Raw genomic sequence first — 16,054 nt, 5'->3', positions numbered from 1 at the left:
GTTTTCTAGTATAATAGTTTATTGTGAGCGAACCTCACTTACCCCTTGCAAAGTCTTGGGGTCATTAGACCAAAAGGAGGAACATATCAATGGCTAAATACGAAATTCTTTATATCATTCGTCCAAACATTGAAGAAGAAGCTAAAAACGCTTTGGTAGCACGTTTTGACTCTATTTTGACTGACAACGGTGCAACTGTTGTTGAATCAAAATCTTGGGAAAAACGCCGTCTTGCATACGAAATCAAAGATTTCCGTGAAGGACTTTACCACATCGTTAACGTTGAAGCAAACGACGACGTAGCTCTTAAAGAGTTTGACCGTCTTTCAAAAATCAACGCTGACATTCTTCGTCACATGATCGTCAAAACTGACGCGTAAGAAGGTAAACTATGATTAACAATGTTGTACTTGTAGGGCGTATGACACGTGACGCTGAGTTGCGTTATACCCCATCAAATGTAGCAGTTGCGACTTTTACTCTTGCAGTAAACCGTACATTTAAGAGTCAAAATGGCGAACGTGAGGCTGATTTTATCAATGTCGTTATGTGGCGCCAACAGGCTGAAAACCTTGCTAATTGGGCTAAAAAAGGCTCACTTATCGGGGTGACAGGTCGTATCCAGACTCGTAGTTACGATAACCAGCAAGGACAACGTGTCTACGTGACAGAGGTCGTGGCTGAGAATTTCCAAATGTTGGAAAGCCGTAGTGTGCGTGAGGGTCATACAGGTGGAGCTTACTCTGCACCAACTGCAAACTATTCAGCACCTACAAATTCAGTACCAGACTTTTCACGTGATGAAAATCCATTTGGAGCAACAAATCCATTGGATATTTCAGATGATGATTTACCATTCTAATGGACAACTAAAATTATAAAGGAGAAAAAACATGGCTCAACAACGTCGTGGCGGATTCAAACGCCGTAAAAAAGTTGATTACATCGCAGCAAACAAAATTGAATATGTTGATTACAAAGATACTGAGCTTCTTAGCCGTTTCGTTTCAGAACGTGGGAAAATCCTTCCTCGTCGTGTAACAGGAACTTCAGCTAAAAACCAACGTAAAGTAACAACAGCTATCAAACGCGCTCGCGTAATGGCTTTGATGCCTTTCGTAAACGAAGATTAAAAAAAGAGGTCCAGTGGACCTCTTTTTCATGAGCTTGAAAACAAGAAAGTGAATTAAGACCCGATTGGGTCTTTTTTTCACGAGCCTTGAAATGAGAGAGCGAGTTGGGGTCCAGTGGACCTCTTTTTCATGAGCTTGAAAACAAGAAAGCGAATTAAGACCCCGACGGGTCTTTTTTCACGAGATAGTTTTTTTCTGACTTTGGCGTGCTATAGTGGTAATAGAAAGAGTAAAGGTGGGTAAGTCAAAGATGAATTGTACGATTAGAAATATGATTAAGTCTGATATTGAATCCTTATCTCATGGATTTATGAATCAAGGTTGGCCTGGTAGAGAGGAAATTTTGGCTAGATATTTTCTGGAACAGGAAAGTGGGGAGAGAGAAGTCTTAGTTGCAGAGATTGATGGTGCTGTAGCGGGCTACGTTACCATTTTGCCCTCTGCTAAACATGGTCCTTTTGCAGAAGTCTATCCAGAATTATCAGATTTTAATGTGTTTGAGCCTTTTCGAAATCAAGGGATTGGGAATCAACTGCTAGAAGAAGCAGAAAAACGAGTCAAGTTTGTTTCGAGTAAGGTCACTCTTGGTGTAGGTTTGCACTTAGGCTATGGCCCTGCCCAGAGATTGTATATCAGACGGGGCTACATTCCAGATGGGACAGGTGTGTGGTATAGAAATAAACCGCTAGAAATGGGTGCAAGTTGTCAAAATGATAATGATTTAGTTTTATACTTATCCAAGGACTTACAATAAAACGGGAAACTTTTTGAAAATAGGGGATTTAGCTACTTTATGGTATAATGGAAAGAGTTAGATTGAAAGAGGTAGTGAGATGGATGCCAAATTAAGATACAAGGCAAAGAAAATCAAGATTGTCTTTTTTGATATTGATGATACATTGCGAAATTCAAAGACAGGTTTTATTCCAGCTTCAATCCCAACTGTTTTTAAGCAATTACGTGAGAAAGGAATTTTGACAGGTATTGCTTCTGGACGAGGGATTTTTGGTGTCGTTCCGGAGATTCGTGAGCTCAAGCCTGACTTTTTTGTAACCTTAAATGGTGCCTATATTGAAGATAAAAAAGGTCAGGTTATTTATCAACATCAGATTGAGAAGTCAGATGTTGAGGAGTATATCTCTTGGGCTAAGCAAGAGGGAATTGAGTATGGCTTGGTTGGGAGTCATGATGCCAAGTTGTCGACTCGCACCGATATGATTAGTGAAGCTATCAATCCAATTTACCCCGATTTAGATGTAGATCCTGATTTTCATGAAAAAGAAGATATCTATCAAATGTGGACTTTTGAAGATAAGGGAGATGACTTGCACTTGCCTGATAGTCTCTCAGACAAACTTCGAATGGTTCGTTGGCATCAACATTCGTCTGATATTGTGCCGATTTCAGGCTCCAAAGCGACGGGTGTGGAAAAGGTTGTGGAACATCTTGGCTTGAAACCAGAGAACGTCATGGTCTTTGGAGATGGGCTCAATGACTTGGAACTCTTTGATTATGCTGGAATCAGCGTTGCAATGGGAATTTCTCATGAAAAAATCAAAGAAAAAGCAGATTATATAACAAAAACACTAGAAGAAGATGGCATTTTTGGTGCCTTAGAAGGATTTGGTATGGTAGAAAAAGAATTGTATTTCCCACAAGTAGACATTGAAACAGTAGAAGGTCCTATCGCGACTATTAAGACCAATCACGGAGACTTGCGTATCAAGCTTTTCCCTGAACATGCTCCTAAAACAGTAGCTAACTTTGTAGCTCTTTCAAAAGATGGCTACTATGATGGTGTCATTTTCCACCGTATTATCAAGGACTTTATGATTCAAGGTGGAGACCCAACTGGTACTGGTATGGGTGGCGAGTCAATCTACGGCGAATCATTTGAGGATGAATTCTCAGAAGAACTTTACAATATTCGTGGTGCTCTTTCTATGGCCAATGCTGGTCCAAATACCAACGGCAGCCAGTTCTTTATCGTCCAAAATCAACACCTGCCATATTCTAAGAAAGAAATTGCTCGTGGTGGTTGGCCAGAACCGATTGCGGAAATCTATGCCAACCAAGGTGGAACCCCTCACTTAGACCGCCGTCATACTGTTTTTGGTCAGCTAGCTGATGAAGCTTCTTACGCTGTTTTGGATGCTATTGCTGCTGTTGAGACAGGAGCTATGGACAAGCCAGTTGAAGATGTTGTGATTGAAACAATTGAAATCGAGGACTAAGATGAAAATCGGTGATAAGCTAAAGGGGCGTATTACAGGAATTCAGCCCTACGGTGCCTTTGTTGAGCTAGAGACGGGTGATACGGGGCTGATTCACATTTCAGAGATTCGGACAGGCTTTATTGAAAATATCCAAGAAGCCTTGAAAGTTGATGAAGAGGTTCAAGTTCAAGTAGTGGATTTAGATGAATTTACAGGGAAAGCCAGCCTTTCTATCCGCACTTTGGAGGAAGAAAAGCACCAGTTTCCGAGACGGAGACGCTTTTCAAGCGACCGTTTTAACTACGGCTTTGCTCCTCTCAAACGAATGATGCCAATTTGGACCAAGGAAGCCCTTCAACATTTGAAAAATCAGAAGCACTAGTTAGAAATTTCTATCTTTTGTAATGTTAATATAAATTTGTTATAATAGGACTATGGAAGAAGAACAATTATTAAAATCAGGGGAGCGCATTAACCAGCTCTTTTCGACAGATATCAAAATCATTCAAAATAGAGAGGTTTTCAGCTATTCAGTGGATAGTGTTCTCTTGTCACGTTTTCCACGTTTCCCTAAGAAGGGCTTGATAGTGGATTTCTGTGCTGGAAATGGAGCAGTAGGTCTTTTTGCCAGCACTCGTACCCAAGCACAGATTTTGGCTGTTGAGATTCAGGAGCGTTTGGCGGATATGGCTGAGCGCTCTGTCCGTTTGAATGGTTTGGAAGAGCAGATGGAGGTCATCTGTGATGACTTGAAAAATATGCCTGTTTACATTCAGGGAAGTAAGGTGGATATGATTTTGTGTAATCCACCCTATTTCAAGGTGGATCCTCATTCTAATCTGAACGAGAGTGAACATTATCTCTTGGCTTGCCACGAAATCACGACCAATTTGCAGGAAATCTGTCGTAGTGCCCAGAGTATTCTCAAATCTAATGGACGCTTGGCCATGGTTCATCGTCCTGATCGACTTTTAGATATCTTGGACAGCTTACAACGGCATAATCTAGCTCCTAAGCGCCTGCAGTTTGTTTATCCAAAAAGAGAAAAGGAAGCCAATATGCTTTTGATTGAGGCTATCAAGGATGGTTCAACAAGCGGCTTTAAGGTCTTACCACCTCTAATTGTTCACAATGATGATGGCTCTTATACGCCTGAACTTGAAGAGATTTACTATGGATCATAAGGCTTATATGTACGTGCTGGAGTGTCGTGATGGATCTTACTATACAGGCTATACGACTGATGTGAGAAGACGCCTCGCTGTCCACAATAGTGGGAAGGGAGCCAAATACACACGAGCACGCTTGCCAGTCAAACTCATCTATGCTCAAGGTTTTTCCAGTAAGGAAGAAGCCATGTCGGCAGAAGCCCTTCTCAAGCGTAAGAAGAGGCCACAGAAGGAAAGATTTTTATCTGAAAATCAAGATAGAAATTTACTCATACTCAATGAAAATCAAGGAGCAAACTAGGAAGCTAGCCGTAGACAGTACTTGAGTACGGCAAGGCGAAGCTGACGTGGTTTGAAGAGATTTTCGAAGAGTATCAGTTATTTTGAAGAATCGTGAGGAGCCCTTTGACTCCTCTTACTTTTGTCAAAAATCGAAAAAAATGCTACAATAAAGAGAATAAACAAAATGAGGTATTATCATGTCTAAGATTCTAGTATTTGGTCACCAAAATCCAGACTCAGATGCCATCGGGTCATCTGTAGCCTTTGCCTACCTTGCAAAAGAAGCTTACGGTTTGGATACGGAAGCTGTTGCCCTTGGAACTCCAAATGAAGAAACAGCCTTTGTCTTGAACTATTTTGGTGTGGAAGCACCGCGTGTTATCACTTCTGCTAAAGCTGAAGGCGCAGAGCAAGTTATCCTGACTGACCACAATGAATTCCAACAATCTGTATCAGATATCGCTGAAGTAGAAGTTTATGGTGTTGTAGACCACCACCGTGTGGCTAACTTTGAAACTGCAAGCCCACTCTACATGCGTTTGGAGCCAGTTGGTTCAGCGTCTTCAATCGTTTATCGTATGTTCAAAGAACATGGTGTGGCTGTGCCTAAAGAGATTGCTGGTTTGATGCTTTCAGGTTTGATTTCAGATACCCTTCTTTTGAAATCACCAACAACACACCCAACAGATACAGTCATTGCTCCTGAATTGGCTGAATTGGCTGGTGTTAACTTGGAAGAATATGGTTTAGCTATGTTGAAAGCTGGTACAAACTTGGCTAGCAAATCTGCTGACGAATTGATTGACATCGATGCTAAAACTTTTGAATTGAACGGAAATAATGTCCGTGTTGCTCAAGTAAACACAGTTGATATCGCTGAAGTTTTGGAACGCCAAGCAGAAATTGAAGCGGCAATGCAAGCTGCCAACACAGCAAACGGCTACTCTGACTTTGTCTTGATGATTACAGATATCGTCAACTCAAACTCAGAAATCTTGGCTCTTGGTGCCAATATGGATAAGGTCGAAGCGGCTTTCAACTTCAAACTTGAAAACAACCATGCTTTCCTTGCTGGTGCTGTTTCACGTAAGAAACAAGTGGTACCTCAATTGACTGAAAGCTTTAATGCTTAAGATTTTGAGTGTTAATTCAAATTAGAACAGGCTAGTTTGCCTTATATCGAAAGGAGTTTCGGCTCCTTTTTTTCTAGGAGTGAAGCATGTTAGAAAATGGCGATTTGATTTTTGTGAGAGATGAGTCAGATATGGGACAGGCCATCCAGACTTCCACAGGCAACTATAACCATGTTGCGATTTATTTGGATGGGATGATTTACCACGCTAGTGGACAGGCTGGTGTTGTCTGTCAAGAACCGGCAGACTTCTTTGAGTCCAATCATTTTTACGACCTCTATGTTTACCCAGAAATGGATATCCAGTCTGTGAAGGAAAAAGCTAGCAAACATCTGGGAGCTCCTTATAATGCTTCTTTCTATCCAGATGGAGAAGGTTTTTACTGTTCCCAGTACATGGCAGAAATCCTACCGATTTTTGAGACCATACCTATGAAATTTGGAGATGGGGAGCAGGAGATTAGTGATTTTTGGAGAGAGTATTATAGAGAACTAGGTTTGCCCGTTCCTCTGAACCAGCCCGGTACCAATCCCAATCAATTGGCAGCATCGCCTCTGTTAGAAAGTAAAGAAAGGAATCTTCATGATTCAGATTTTTAATCCATCTCGTTTGACGAGACAGCCATTTTTTAGAGAATTGATCCGCTATCTGGATCAGCATGATGATGTGATTCTACGGGAAATTAAGGCCAAGTTTCCAGATGTAGCAGTTGACAAACTCATGGAAGAGTATATAAAGGCTGGCTTGATTCGTCGGGAAAATAAGCGTTATTACCTTAATCTTCCTATGCTTGAATCACTCGATAGTCTCGAACTGGATCAAGAGATTTTTGTCAGCGAAGATAGTCCGGTCTATCAAACCTTGTTAGAGCAGAGTTTTGAGACGGAATTGCGCAATCAAACCAATGCTGCTATTTTAGTTGAAAAGACAGACTTTGCGAGAACAAAAATGACCCTTTCCAATTATTTCTACAAGGTCAAACATCAGTATCCTTTGACAGAAAAACAGCAGGATCTCTATGACATTTTGGGAGATGTCAATCCTGAGTATGCTCTCAAATATATGACGACTTTTTTGTTGAAATTTCTCAAAAAAGACCAGCTTATGCAGAAACGCCGTGATATCTTTGTGGACAGTTTAGTTGTCCTAGGTTATATTGTCCAAAATGAAGATGGAAAGTATGAGTTGGCTATCGATTTGGATAAGGAAAGATTAACTTTATACTTGGACTGATTTCTTGTTTCTGAGCACATTATTTGACTTTCCTTAGTATTCGGTATAAACTATATGTAACCGGTAACACATATCGGAATAAAATTAAAGGAGACAATCATATGTCACTTGAAAACAAATTGGAACAAGCAACAGGCGCTATCAAAGAAGGATTTGGTAAAGTTACTGGAGATGGCAAGACTGAAGCAGAAGGCGCTGTAGAAAAGACAGTTGCTAAGGCAAAAGAAGTAGTTGAAGATGCTAAAGGTGCTGTAGAAGGTGCCGTTGAAGGTTTGAAAAACGCTTTTAAATAAAAATAGAAAAAATCAAGGGTTTCATTTCCCTTGATTTTTTTACTATCTTATAAATAATTTTCTGCGACGGCTGCATCTCCTGGATAGGCTTCTTTCTTGCCTTGGACGATTTGGTAGCAATCGGCTCCCTTACCGGCGATAATGACAGCATCTAATTCGTGATTTGTGATAGCCATAGCTGCCTTGATGGCTTCTTGGCGATCCGCAATTTTTTCAACAGGATGATTGATATAGCTACTAATTTCATCTGCAATGGCCATTGGGTCTTCATAGTTGGGGTCATCAGCAGTCAGAAAGACTTGAATCTCAGGGTGTTGATTAAGGAGGAGGCCAAAGTCCTTACGACGGCTTTCTCCCTTATTCCCTGTCGAACCTAACACCAGAGCAATCTTTCCAGTTTGATGAGTTTCTACAACATTGATTAGTTTTTTGAGACTGTCACCATTGTGTGCATAGTCGATAAAAACCTTTGCTCCATTTTTCTGAGTGAGGACTTCCATACGACCAGGAACACGGGTTGCAGCGATTCCTTTTTTGATGTCCTCAAGACTAGCTCCGAGACGGAGGCAAGCAAGTCCAGCAGCAACGGCATTTTCTTGGTTGAAGTGTCCAATGAGTTGAATATCATAATCTCCAGCGAGTTTACCTCTAGCTGAAAAGCTAAAGGCTTTGGAATTCTCGATTTGGTTATCAGACTGGCTACCGTAGAAATCATGGTCTTGATCTGCGACTTGTTCTTTTAGTACAGAGAAGTGGTCCATGTCACTGTTAATGATGACTGCTCGGCTATTTTTCATCAAGAGACGCTTGTGGTAGAAGTAGTCTTCAAAGCTAGGGTGTTCAATCGGGCCGATATGGTCGGGGCTGATATTGAGGAAAACTCCCACATCAAAGGTTAGACCATAGACACGTTTGACCAGATAGGCCTGACTGGAGACTTCCATGATGAGGTGGGTACGGTCATTTTGCACAGCTTGATTCATCATATCAAATAGGTCAATACTCTCAGGAGTTGTCAATGCAGACTTGAAGAAAGTCTTGCCATCTAGAGTTGTGTTCATAGTCGAGAGCATGGCCGGTCGATGTCCTTGAGATAAAATGTTGTAGGCAAAATAGGCTGCTGTTGTCTTACCCTTGGTTCCAGTGAAGGCAAGGAGTTTGAGTTTGTTCTGTGGATTTCCATAAAATTCCATAGCAATCAAACTCATGGCTTTCTTGATATCGCTGACGATAATAGCAGGAATACCAACCTCATAATCTTTTTCAGCCACATACCAACCGAGGCCTTGAGAGATGGCAGAAATCAGGAATTCCTTCTTAAAGGCAGCACCCTTGACGAAAAAGAGGCTCTTCTCTTTGGCCTTGCGACTATCATAGCAGATGGTGTCAAATACGACATGGCTGTAGTTGTAGTGATAATGTCCTTGGTCGATAATCTCACGGAAGAGACCATCTTTCTTTAAAATATCTAATACGGTTTCAATCTTAATCATACTTTCTATTGTAAACCGAAAGTCGTAAATTTACAAGTGACAAGGAAAAGTTTATAATGGAAGATGAGGAATTTTTCCTAGTGATTAAAATTAAATGAGGAATCTATGTCTAACGAAAACAATCACCAGCAGGCCCAGATGTTACGGGGGACTGCTTGGCTAACGGCTAGTAACTTTATCAGTCGCCTGCTCGGGGCTATTTATATTATCCCCTGGTATATCTGGATGGGCTCTTATGCGGCTACAGCAAATGGTCTCTTTACTATGGGCTACAATATCTATGCCTGGTTCTTGCTGATTTCAACAGCGGGTATTCCAGTTGCGGTTGCCAAGCAAGTGGCCAAGTACAATACCATGCGAGAAGAAGAGCATAGCTTTGCCTTGATTCGGAGCTTTTTAGGCTTTATGACAGGACTAGGTCTGGTCTTTGCTTTGGTCTTGTATGTCTTTGCTCCTTGGCTAGCAGACTTGTCGGGTGTAGGGAAAGACTTGATCCCAATCATGCAGAGTTTGGCTTGGGCGGTCTTGATTTTCCCATCTATGAGTGTTATCCGAGGCTTCTTCCAAGGGATGAATAACCTGAAACCTTATGCCATGAGCCAAATCGCTGAGCAGGTCATTCGCGTTATCTGGATGCTCTTAGCTACCTTTATGATTATGAAAATGGGCTCAGGAGATTATCTAGCAGCGGTTACCCAATCCACCTTTGCTGCCTTTGTCGGCATGGTAGCTAGTTTTGCAGTTTTGATCTATTTCCTTGCCAAAGAAGGATTACTTAAAAGAGTCCTTGAAACAGGAGATAAGATAAACAGCAAGCGTCTTTTGGTCGACACCATTAAGGAAGCCATTCCTTTTATCCTGACAGGGTCTGCTATCCAGCTTTTCCAGATTTTGGACCAAAATACCTTTATCAATAGCATGAAGTGGTTTACCAACTATAGTAAAGAAGACTTAGTTGTCATGTTTTCTTATTTCTCTGCCAATCCTAATAAAATCACTATGATTTTGATTTCTGTTGGGGTTTCGATTGGGAGTGTAGGATTGCCATTGTTGACTGAAAACTATGTTAAGGGGGACTTGAAGGCGGCTTCTCGTCTAGTTCAGGACAGCATCACTATGCTTTTCTTATTCTTGCTACCAGCAACGGTTGGAGTGGTCATGGTAGGAGAACCTCTCTATACTGTCTTCTATGGCAAGCCAGATAGTTTGGCTATGGGCTTGTTTGTCTTTGCAGTTTTACAGTCTACTATTTTAGGCTTGTACATGGTCTTGTCTCCAATGCTTCAAGCCATGTTCCGCAACCGCAAGGCAGTTCTCTATTTTATCTATGGTTCCATTGCCAAGCTGGTTTTGCAACTTCCAACCATTGCTCTCTTTCACAGTTACGGGCCTTTGATTTCAACAACCATCGGTCTCATTATTCCTAATGTTTTGATGTATCGGGACATTTGCAAGGTAACTGGTGTCAAGCGCAAGGTGATTTTGAAGCGAACCATTTTAATCAGTTTGTTAACGCTTGTTATGTTTATTGGCGTAGGTGCCATACAGTGGATACTTGGATTTGTATTCCAACCAAGTGGGCGTTTGTGGAGCTTCCTTTATGTAGCCCTTGTCGGTGCCATGGGTGGAGGTGTTTATGGAGTTATGAGTCTCCGTACCCGTTTGTTGGATAAGGTGATTGGAAAAGCCCAAGCAGATCGCCTACGAGCAAAATTAAGAATTTCTCAATAATTTTTTATAAATAAAAGGGATAATTTAAACATTTCTATCATGAAATGCTTGAATTATTCTCTTTTTTATTATTTTGTAGAATAATTTCTATAGTTTGTAGATGGAATTATTAATTTTTTTAAAAAATCTATTGACTAAATAAAACATGAATTGTATAATAAGACAAATATTTAAATCAGGAGGTTCTGGAGATGAAAAAGTCTAAGGCCAAGTATGCGGCGCTTGCAGGTGTCGTGTTAAGTGCAGGTATTTTGTTAAGTGCCTGTGGAAATTCTAGTACAGCGTCAAAAACATACAACTATGTTTATACTAGTGATCCGTCTAGTTTGAATTATCTAGCAGAAAACCGTGCAACAACCAATGATATTGTGACCAATCTAGTAGATGGTCTTATGGAAAATGACCAGTATGGGAACTATATCCCATCCTTGGCAGAGGATTGGAGTGTTTCACAAGACGGCTTGACCTATACCTACAAATTGCGTAAAGATGCTAAATGGTATACTGCAGATGGAGAAGAATATGCCCCTGTAACTGCCCAAGATTTTGTAACTGGTTTGAAATATGCGGCTGATAAAAAATCAGAAGCCTTGTACTTAGTTCAAGAATCCGTTGCAGGTTTGGATGATTACATTAATGGTAAAACAAGCGACTTTTCAACTGTCGGAGTTAAGGCTCTTGATGACCAAACTGTACAATATACCTTGACACGACCAGAATCTTATTGGAACTCAAAAAACAACTTCAACCATTCTCTTCCCAGTTAACGCTGATTTCTTGAAATCAAAAGGGGATGATTTTGGCAAGGTAGATCCATCTAGTATTTTGTACAATGGACCTTTCTTGATGAAATCCTTTGTTTCAAAATCTGTCATTGAATTCAAGAAAAATCCGAACTACTGGGATGCTAAAAATGTCTTTGTAGATGATGTCAAATTGGCTTATTATGATGGTAGTGACCAAGATGCACTAGCTCGTAACTTTGTTGAGGGAGCATATAGTTATGCTCGTCTTTATCCAAATAGTGCAAGCTTTGAAGGGGTTAAAGAAAAGAATAAGGACAATATCATTTATAGTTTACAAGATGCTACTTCTTACTTCTTAAACTTTAACCTAGATAGAAAATCTTATAAATTCACTTCCAAGACAAGTGATGCTGAAAAGAAATCGACTCAGGAAGCGGTTCTTAATAAAAACTTCCGTCAAGCCATTAACTTTGCCTATGACCGTACAGCGTACGGGGCTCAATCTCAAGGAGAGGATGGTGCAACTAAGATTTTACGTAACCTGGTCGTTCCTCCAAACTTCGTAAGTATCAATGGAAAAGACTTTGGTGAAGTAGTTGCGTCTAAAATGGTTAACTACGGTAAGGAATGGCAAGGAATCAACTTTGCGGATGCCCAGGATCCATACTACAATGCTGAAAAAGCCAAGGCTAAATTTGCTGAAGCTAAGAAAGAACTCCAAGCTAAAGGAGTCCAATTCCCTATCCACTTGGACATGACAGTTGACCAAGCTGCTAAAAAGGGTGTCCAAGAGGCAAATTCTATGAAGCAATCTATTGAAGCAGCCTTAGGTGCAGAAAATGTTGTAATTGATATTCAACAACTTTCTACTGAAGATTTTGATAATACAAGCTATTTGGCTCAGACTGCAGCTCAGAAGGATTACGATCTATACAACGGTGGCTGGACTCCAGACTATCAAGATCCATCAAGCTACCTTGATATTTTTAATATTAATTCCGGTGGAGTGTTGCAAAATCTAGGTTTAGAGCCGGGTGAAGCCAATGACAAAGCCAAGGCTGTTGGACTAGATGTCTACACTCAAATGTTGGAAGAAGCTAATAAGGAGCAAGATCCGGCTAAACGTTATGAAAAATATGCGGATGCCCAAGCTTGGTTGGTAGATAGCTCTCTAGCAATTCCAAATGTTTCACTAGGCGGAACACCAACATTGAGAAAAACAGTTCCTTTCTCTAGCCCATTCTCATTGGCGGGTAATAAAGGGGTTGAATCCTATAAATACCTCAAAGTACAAGATAAGACAGTCACAAAAGACGAATATGAAAAAGCTAAAGAAAAATGGCTGAAAGAAAAAGAAGAATCCAATAAAAAAGCTCAAGAAGAATTGGCAAAACATGTCAAATAAGGATTTTTCAAGAAAAACGATGGTTTCGAAGGAAACTGTCGTTTTTTAATAGAATGATGGCGAATTTGGAAGAAAAGTGCTTACATTTTTTAATTGGTTTATTAAATTTATGTTATAATGAATATAACAAAAACGTGAGAAACTATTTTCGAAAGTTTCTTCCAGCGTTAATGGAAGTATGCACATGCTAGGGTAATGTTATAGGAGGGATGCTGTCTACTAAAAAAATAAGATAAAATGCAACAAATGATAAGTTCTTCTTTATGTGAAGAGTTCTTATCTGCCTGTTTACTAATCGTTATGGAGGTAACATCATGGGCGCTATTATGGAGTTTGCAACAGAAAAACAGATTGAATCATTTCTCTCAACTTGCCACATTGAAGGACAAAGGAATTTTCTGATGGCTTTTAAGAAAAAGACATGGCTGAAATCCTTTATTGATTTTTTCATTATAGGAGGAGCCTACTATGTTCAGTCGAGTGTGAAGCCTAAGACTCTGGCATTCACACCTAAGGGAATCTACTTGATGGACATCAGTGATGTAACAGAAAATCGTTCTAATCACGTCGTAGAGATGCCCTGGAATCAAGTCAAAGATTTTACTTATAAGACAGTCTTGAATACAGTTAGGCTGAACTGGAACTATCAAAATGAAGCCTATATTTTTTCCGTGGATGTCGGTCAGATTAGTCAGCATGTGGGCCAATATCAATTTAACAAAGACCATTATGACTATTTATCCCAACAGGATTTCTTTCAGTCTAAGTAAGCCCCAGCAATCATTTTCACAAAAGAATCTGGAAGCTTTTCTGGATTCTTTTTAGCTTTACTCGATAAGTCTATAGTTTGAAACTATAGCTAGCTCTTGAAAAGAAGAAAATGAGTTGATGAAAATAAGTGGTACAATAGTTACTATAGATTTGGAGGAATTGTATGAGCAAGGAATTACACATTAACACAATTTTGGCCCAGGCGGGTATTAAGTCAGATGAAGCGACAGGTGCATTGGTGACACCGCTTCATTTTTCAACGACTTATCAGCATCCAGAGTTTGGTCAATCTACTGGATTTGACTATACGCGTACAAAAAACCCAACTCGCAGTAAGGCAGAAGAAGTCTTGGCGGCTATTGAGTCCGCAGACTATGCCCTAGCGACTAGCTCAGGGATGTCAGCTATTGTACTGGCCTTTAGTATCTTCCCAGTAGGAAGTAAGGTCTTGGCTGTCCGTGACCTTTACGGTGGTTCTTTCCGCTGGTTCAATCAAGTGGAGCAGGAAGGCCGTTTCCATTTTACCTATGCCAATACAGAAGAAGAGTTGATTGCCGAGTTAGAAAAGGACGTGGATGTTCTCTATATCGAAACACCAACCAATCCCTTGATGTTGGAATTTGATATAGAAAAACTAGCAAAATTAGCTCATGCTAAGGGTGCCAAAGTGGTGGTGGACAATACCTTCTACAGCCCTATCTACCAACGTCCGATTGAAGATGGAGCAGATATCGTTCTCCATTCAGCAACCAAGTTTCTAGCAGGCCACAATGATGTCTTGGCTGGAGTGGTTGTGACCAATAGTTTAGAACTATACGAGAAGCTTTTCTACAATCTCAATACGACAGGGGCAGTCTTGTCACCATTTGACAGTTATCAATTGATTCGTGGTCTCAAGACCTTGTCTCTTCGTATGGAGCGCTCAACAGCTAACGCCCAAGAAGTGGTTGCCTTTTTGAAGGATTCTCCAGCAGTTAAGGAAGTTCTCTACACTGGTCGTGGAGGCATGATTTCCTTTAAAGTAGCGGATGAAACACGCATTCCTCATGTTTTGAACAGTCTCAAGGTCTTCTCTTTTGCGGAAAGTTTAGGTGGGGTAGAAAGTCTCATTACTTATCCAACGACACAAACTCACGCTGATATTCCAGCAGAAGTGCGCCATTCTTATGGTTTGACAGATGATCTTTTGCGTTTGTCTATTGGGATTGAGGATGCTAGAGATTTGATTGCAGATTTGCGCCAAGCCTTGGAAGGATAAGACAAAGATGGGAAAATATGATTTTACAAGCCTGCCCAATCGTTTAGGGCACCATACCTATAAATGGAAAGAAGCAGAAACGGATAGTGAAGTCCTACCAGCTTGGATAGCGGATATGGACTTTGTAGTCTTGCCTGAAATCCGCCAAGCCGTGCAAACTTACGCTGATCAACTGGTTTATGGCTATACCTATGCCAGTGAAGAGTTAATTAAGGAAGTTCAAAAGTGGGAAGCCACACAACACGGTTACCACTTTGACAAAGAGGCTCTTGTCTTTATCGAGGGTGTGGTACCAGCCATCTCAACAGCTATTCAAGCCTTTACAAAAGAAGGCGAGGCAGTTTTGATTAACACGCCTGTCTACCCCCCCTTTGCCCGCAGTGTCAAGTTGAACAATCGTAGATTGATTACCAATTCTTTGGTGGAAAAGGATGGTCTGTTTGAGATTGACTTTGACCGACTTGAAAAGGATTTGGTGGAAGAGGAGGTCAAACTCTATATTCTTTGTAACCCTCACAATCCTGGTGGACGTGTTTGGGAAAAGGAAGTGTTGGAGAAGATTGGCCAACTCTGCCAAAAACACGGTGTTTTCTTGGTTTCAGATGAGATTCACCAAGATTTGGCCCTCTTTGGTCACAAACACCAGTCTTTCAATACTGTCAACCCTGACTTTAAAGAATTTGCTATCGTCTTGAGTAGTGCCACTAAAACCTTTAACATCGCTGGGACAAAAAATTCCTATGCAGTTATTGAAAATCCTAAGTTGCGAGTGGCTTACCAGAAACGCCAGTTGGCCAATAACCAGCATGAAATTTCAGGTTTGGGTTATTTGGCGACAGAAGCTGCCTATCGATATGGGAAGGATTGGTTAGAGGAACTCAAGCAAGTCTTTGAAGACCATATTAATTATGTGGTGGATTTATTTGGAAAAGAGACTAAAATCAAGGTCATGAAGCCGCAAGGAACCTACTTGATTTGGCTTGATTTTTCAGCCTATGACCTGACTGATGAAACATTACAAGAGCTTTTGAGAAATGAAGCCAAGGTTATCCTCAATCCTGGTTTGGATTATGGGGATGAAGGAAGTCTTCATGCCCGCCTCAATGTAGCCATGCCTAAATCCCTGCTGCAAGAAGTTTGTCAGCGGATTGTGACGACTTTTGCCAAACGTTAAAAATCCAGCCTTCTAGG

General features: G+C 40.7%; 17 protein-coding genes and 1 pseudogene. 17 read left to right on the top strand and 1 reads right to left on the bottom strand.

The features are described 5' to 3' along the window. The first annotated feature begins 89 nt into the window (after positions 1-89). From rpsF to STYK_RS07635, 12 genes are all read left to right on the top strand, one after another. Positions 90-380: a 30S ribosomal protein S6 gene (rpsF, locus tag STYK_RS07690; protein ID WP_001151780.1), complete on the top strand. Its 291-nt coding sequence runs from the start codon at positions 90-92 to the stop codon at positions 378-380. A gap of 11 nt (positions 381-391) precedes the next feature. Continuing rightward, positions 392-862 carry a single-stranded DNA-binding protein SsbA gene (ssbA, locus tag STYK_RS07685; protein ID WP_000609606.1) on the top strand — a complete coding sequence of 157 codons (471 nt, stop codon included), beginning with the start codon at positions 392-394 and terminating at the stop codon, positions 860-862. A 31-nt stretch (positions 863-893) separates the two neighbouring features. Beyond that, on the top strand, positions 894-1,133 hold the full coding sequence (gene rpsR, locus STYK_RS07680; protein WP_000068664.1) for a 30S ribosomal protein S18: 240 nt from the start codon (positions 894-896) through the stop codon (positions 1,131-1,133). A gap of 250 nt (positions 1,134-1,383) precedes the next feature. Further along, positions 1,384-1,887: a GNAT family N-acetyltransferase gene (locus tag STYK_RS07675; protein WP_045612060.1), complete on the top strand. Its 504-nt coding sequence runs from the start codon at positions 1,384-1,386 to the stop codon at positions 1,885-1,887. 79 nt (positions 1,888-1,966) lie between these two features. After that, a complete protein-coding gene (locus STYK_RS07670; RefSeq protein WP_045612058.1) occupies positions 1,967-3,367 on the top strand; it encodes a bifunctional Cof-type HAD-IIB family hydrolase/peptidylprolyl isomerase in 1,401 nt (466 codons plus the stop codon). A 1-nt stretch (position 3,368) separates the two neighbouring features. Continuing rightward, a complete protein-coding gene (locus STYK_RS07665; protein ID WP_000689605.1) occupies positions 3,369-3,731 on the top strand; it encodes a S1 RNA-binding domain-containing protein in 363 nt (120 codons plus the stop codon). A 52-nt stretch (positions 3,732-3,783) separates the two neighbouring features. Next, positions 3,784-4,533 carry a tRNA1(Val) (adenine(37)-N6)-methyltransferase gene (locus tag STYK_RS07660; RefSeq protein WP_261804815.1) on the top strand — a complete coding sequence of 250 codons (750 nt, stop codon included), beginning with the start codon at positions 3,784-3,786 and terminating at the stop codon, positions 4,531-4,533. Then, positions 4,523-4,819, top strand: coding sequence for a GIY-YIG nuclease family protein (locus STYK_RS07655; RefSeq protein WP_247928026.1), 297 nt, complete (start codon positions 4,523-4,525; stop codon positions 4,817-4,819). The genes STYK_RS07660 and STYK_RS07655 overlap by 11 nt, the downstream gene beginning before the upstream one ends. Before the next feature lie 178 nt (positions 4,820-4,997). Then, positions 4,998-5,933 carry a manganese-dependent inorganic pyrophosphatase gene (locus STYK_RS07650; RefSeq protein ID WP_049534302.1) on the top strand — a complete coding sequence of 312 codons (936 nt, stop codon included), beginning with the start codon at positions 4,998-5,000 and terminating at the stop codon, positions 5,931-5,933. Positions 5,934-6,019: 86 nt separating this feature from the next. Further along, complete coding sequence (locus STYK_RS07645; protein ID WP_261804814.1) at positions 6,020-6,532, top strand: YiiX/YebB-like N1pC/P60 family cysteine hydrolase; 513 nt, start codon at positions 6,020-6,022, stop codon at positions 6,530-6,532. Continuing rightward, a complete protein-coding gene (locus STYK_RS07640; protein WP_261804813.1) occupies positions 6,516-7,166 on the top strand; it encodes a DUF1803 domain-containing protein in 651 nt (216 codons plus the stop codon). The genes STYK_RS07645 and STYK_RS07640 overlap by 17 nt, the downstream gene beginning before the upstream one ends. Positions 7,167-7,267: 101 nt before the next feature. Next, on the top strand, positions 7,268-7,459 hold the full coding sequence (locus STYK_RS07635) for a CsbD family protein (protein ID WP_000051182.1): 192 nt from the start codon (positions 7,268-7,270) through the stop codon (positions 7,457-7,459). Positions 7,460-7,506: 47 nt separating this feature from the next. Here the strand turns inward: STYK_RS07635 and STYK_RS07630 are convergent, their stop codons facing one another. Next, entirely contained in the window at positions 7,507-8,952 is a 1,446-nt protein-coding gene (locus STYK_RS07630; protein ID WP_261804812.1) for a UDP-N-acetylmuramoyl-L-alanyl-D-glutamate--L-lysine ligase, read from the bottom strand. A 105-nt stretch (positions 8,953-9,057) separates the two neighbouring features. Between STYK_RS07630 and STYK_RS07625 the strand changes: the two genes are divergently transcribed. The 5 genes and pseudogenes from STYK_RS07625 (at position 9,058) to STYK_RS07605 (ending at position 16,037) form a co-directional block, all read left to right on the top strand. After that, a complete protein-coding gene (locus STYK_RS07625; protein WP_261804811.1) occupies positions 9,058-10,683 on the top strand; it encodes a putative polysaccharide biosynthesis protein in 1,626 nt (541 codons plus the stop codon). Between the two features lie 191 nt (positions 10,684-10,874). Further along, positions 10,875-12,834, top strand: a pseudogene (locus STYK_RS07620) (peptide ABC transporter substrate-binding protein). Positions 12,835-13,148: 314 nt separating this feature from the next. Further along, complete coding sequence (locus STYK_RS07615; RefSeq protein ID WP_261804810.1) at positions 13,149-13,604, top strand: hypothetical protein; 456 nt, start codon at positions 13,149-13,151, stop codon at positions 13,602-13,604. A gap of 164 nt (positions 13,605-13,768) precedes the next feature. Next, the gene (locus STYK_RS07610) at positions 13,769-14,863 is read left to right on the top strand and encodes a cystathionine gamma-synthase (RefSeq protein ID WP_261804809.1); all 1,095 of its coding nucleotides are present in this window, start codon (positions 13,769-13,771) and stop codon (positions 14,861-14,863) included. 7 nt (positions 14,864-14,870) lie between these two features. Next, positions 14,871-16,037 carry a MalY/PatB family protein gene (locus tag STYK_RS07605; RefSeq protein WP_261804808.1) on the top strand — a complete coding sequence of 389 codons (1,167 nt, stop codon included), beginning with the start codon at positions 14,871-14,873 and terminating at the stop codon, positions 16,035-16,037. The last annotated feature ends 17 nt before the right edge of the window (positions 16,038-16,054 follow it).

The organism is Streptococcus toyakuensis (assembly GCF_024346585.1).
Lineage (GTDB): Bacteria > Bacillota > Bacilli > Lactobacillales > Streptococcaceae > Streptococcus > Streptococcus toyakuensis.
The sequence above is the reverse complement of the archived record's forward strand: the minus strand, read 5'-3'. Positions and strand labels throughout refer to the sequence as shown.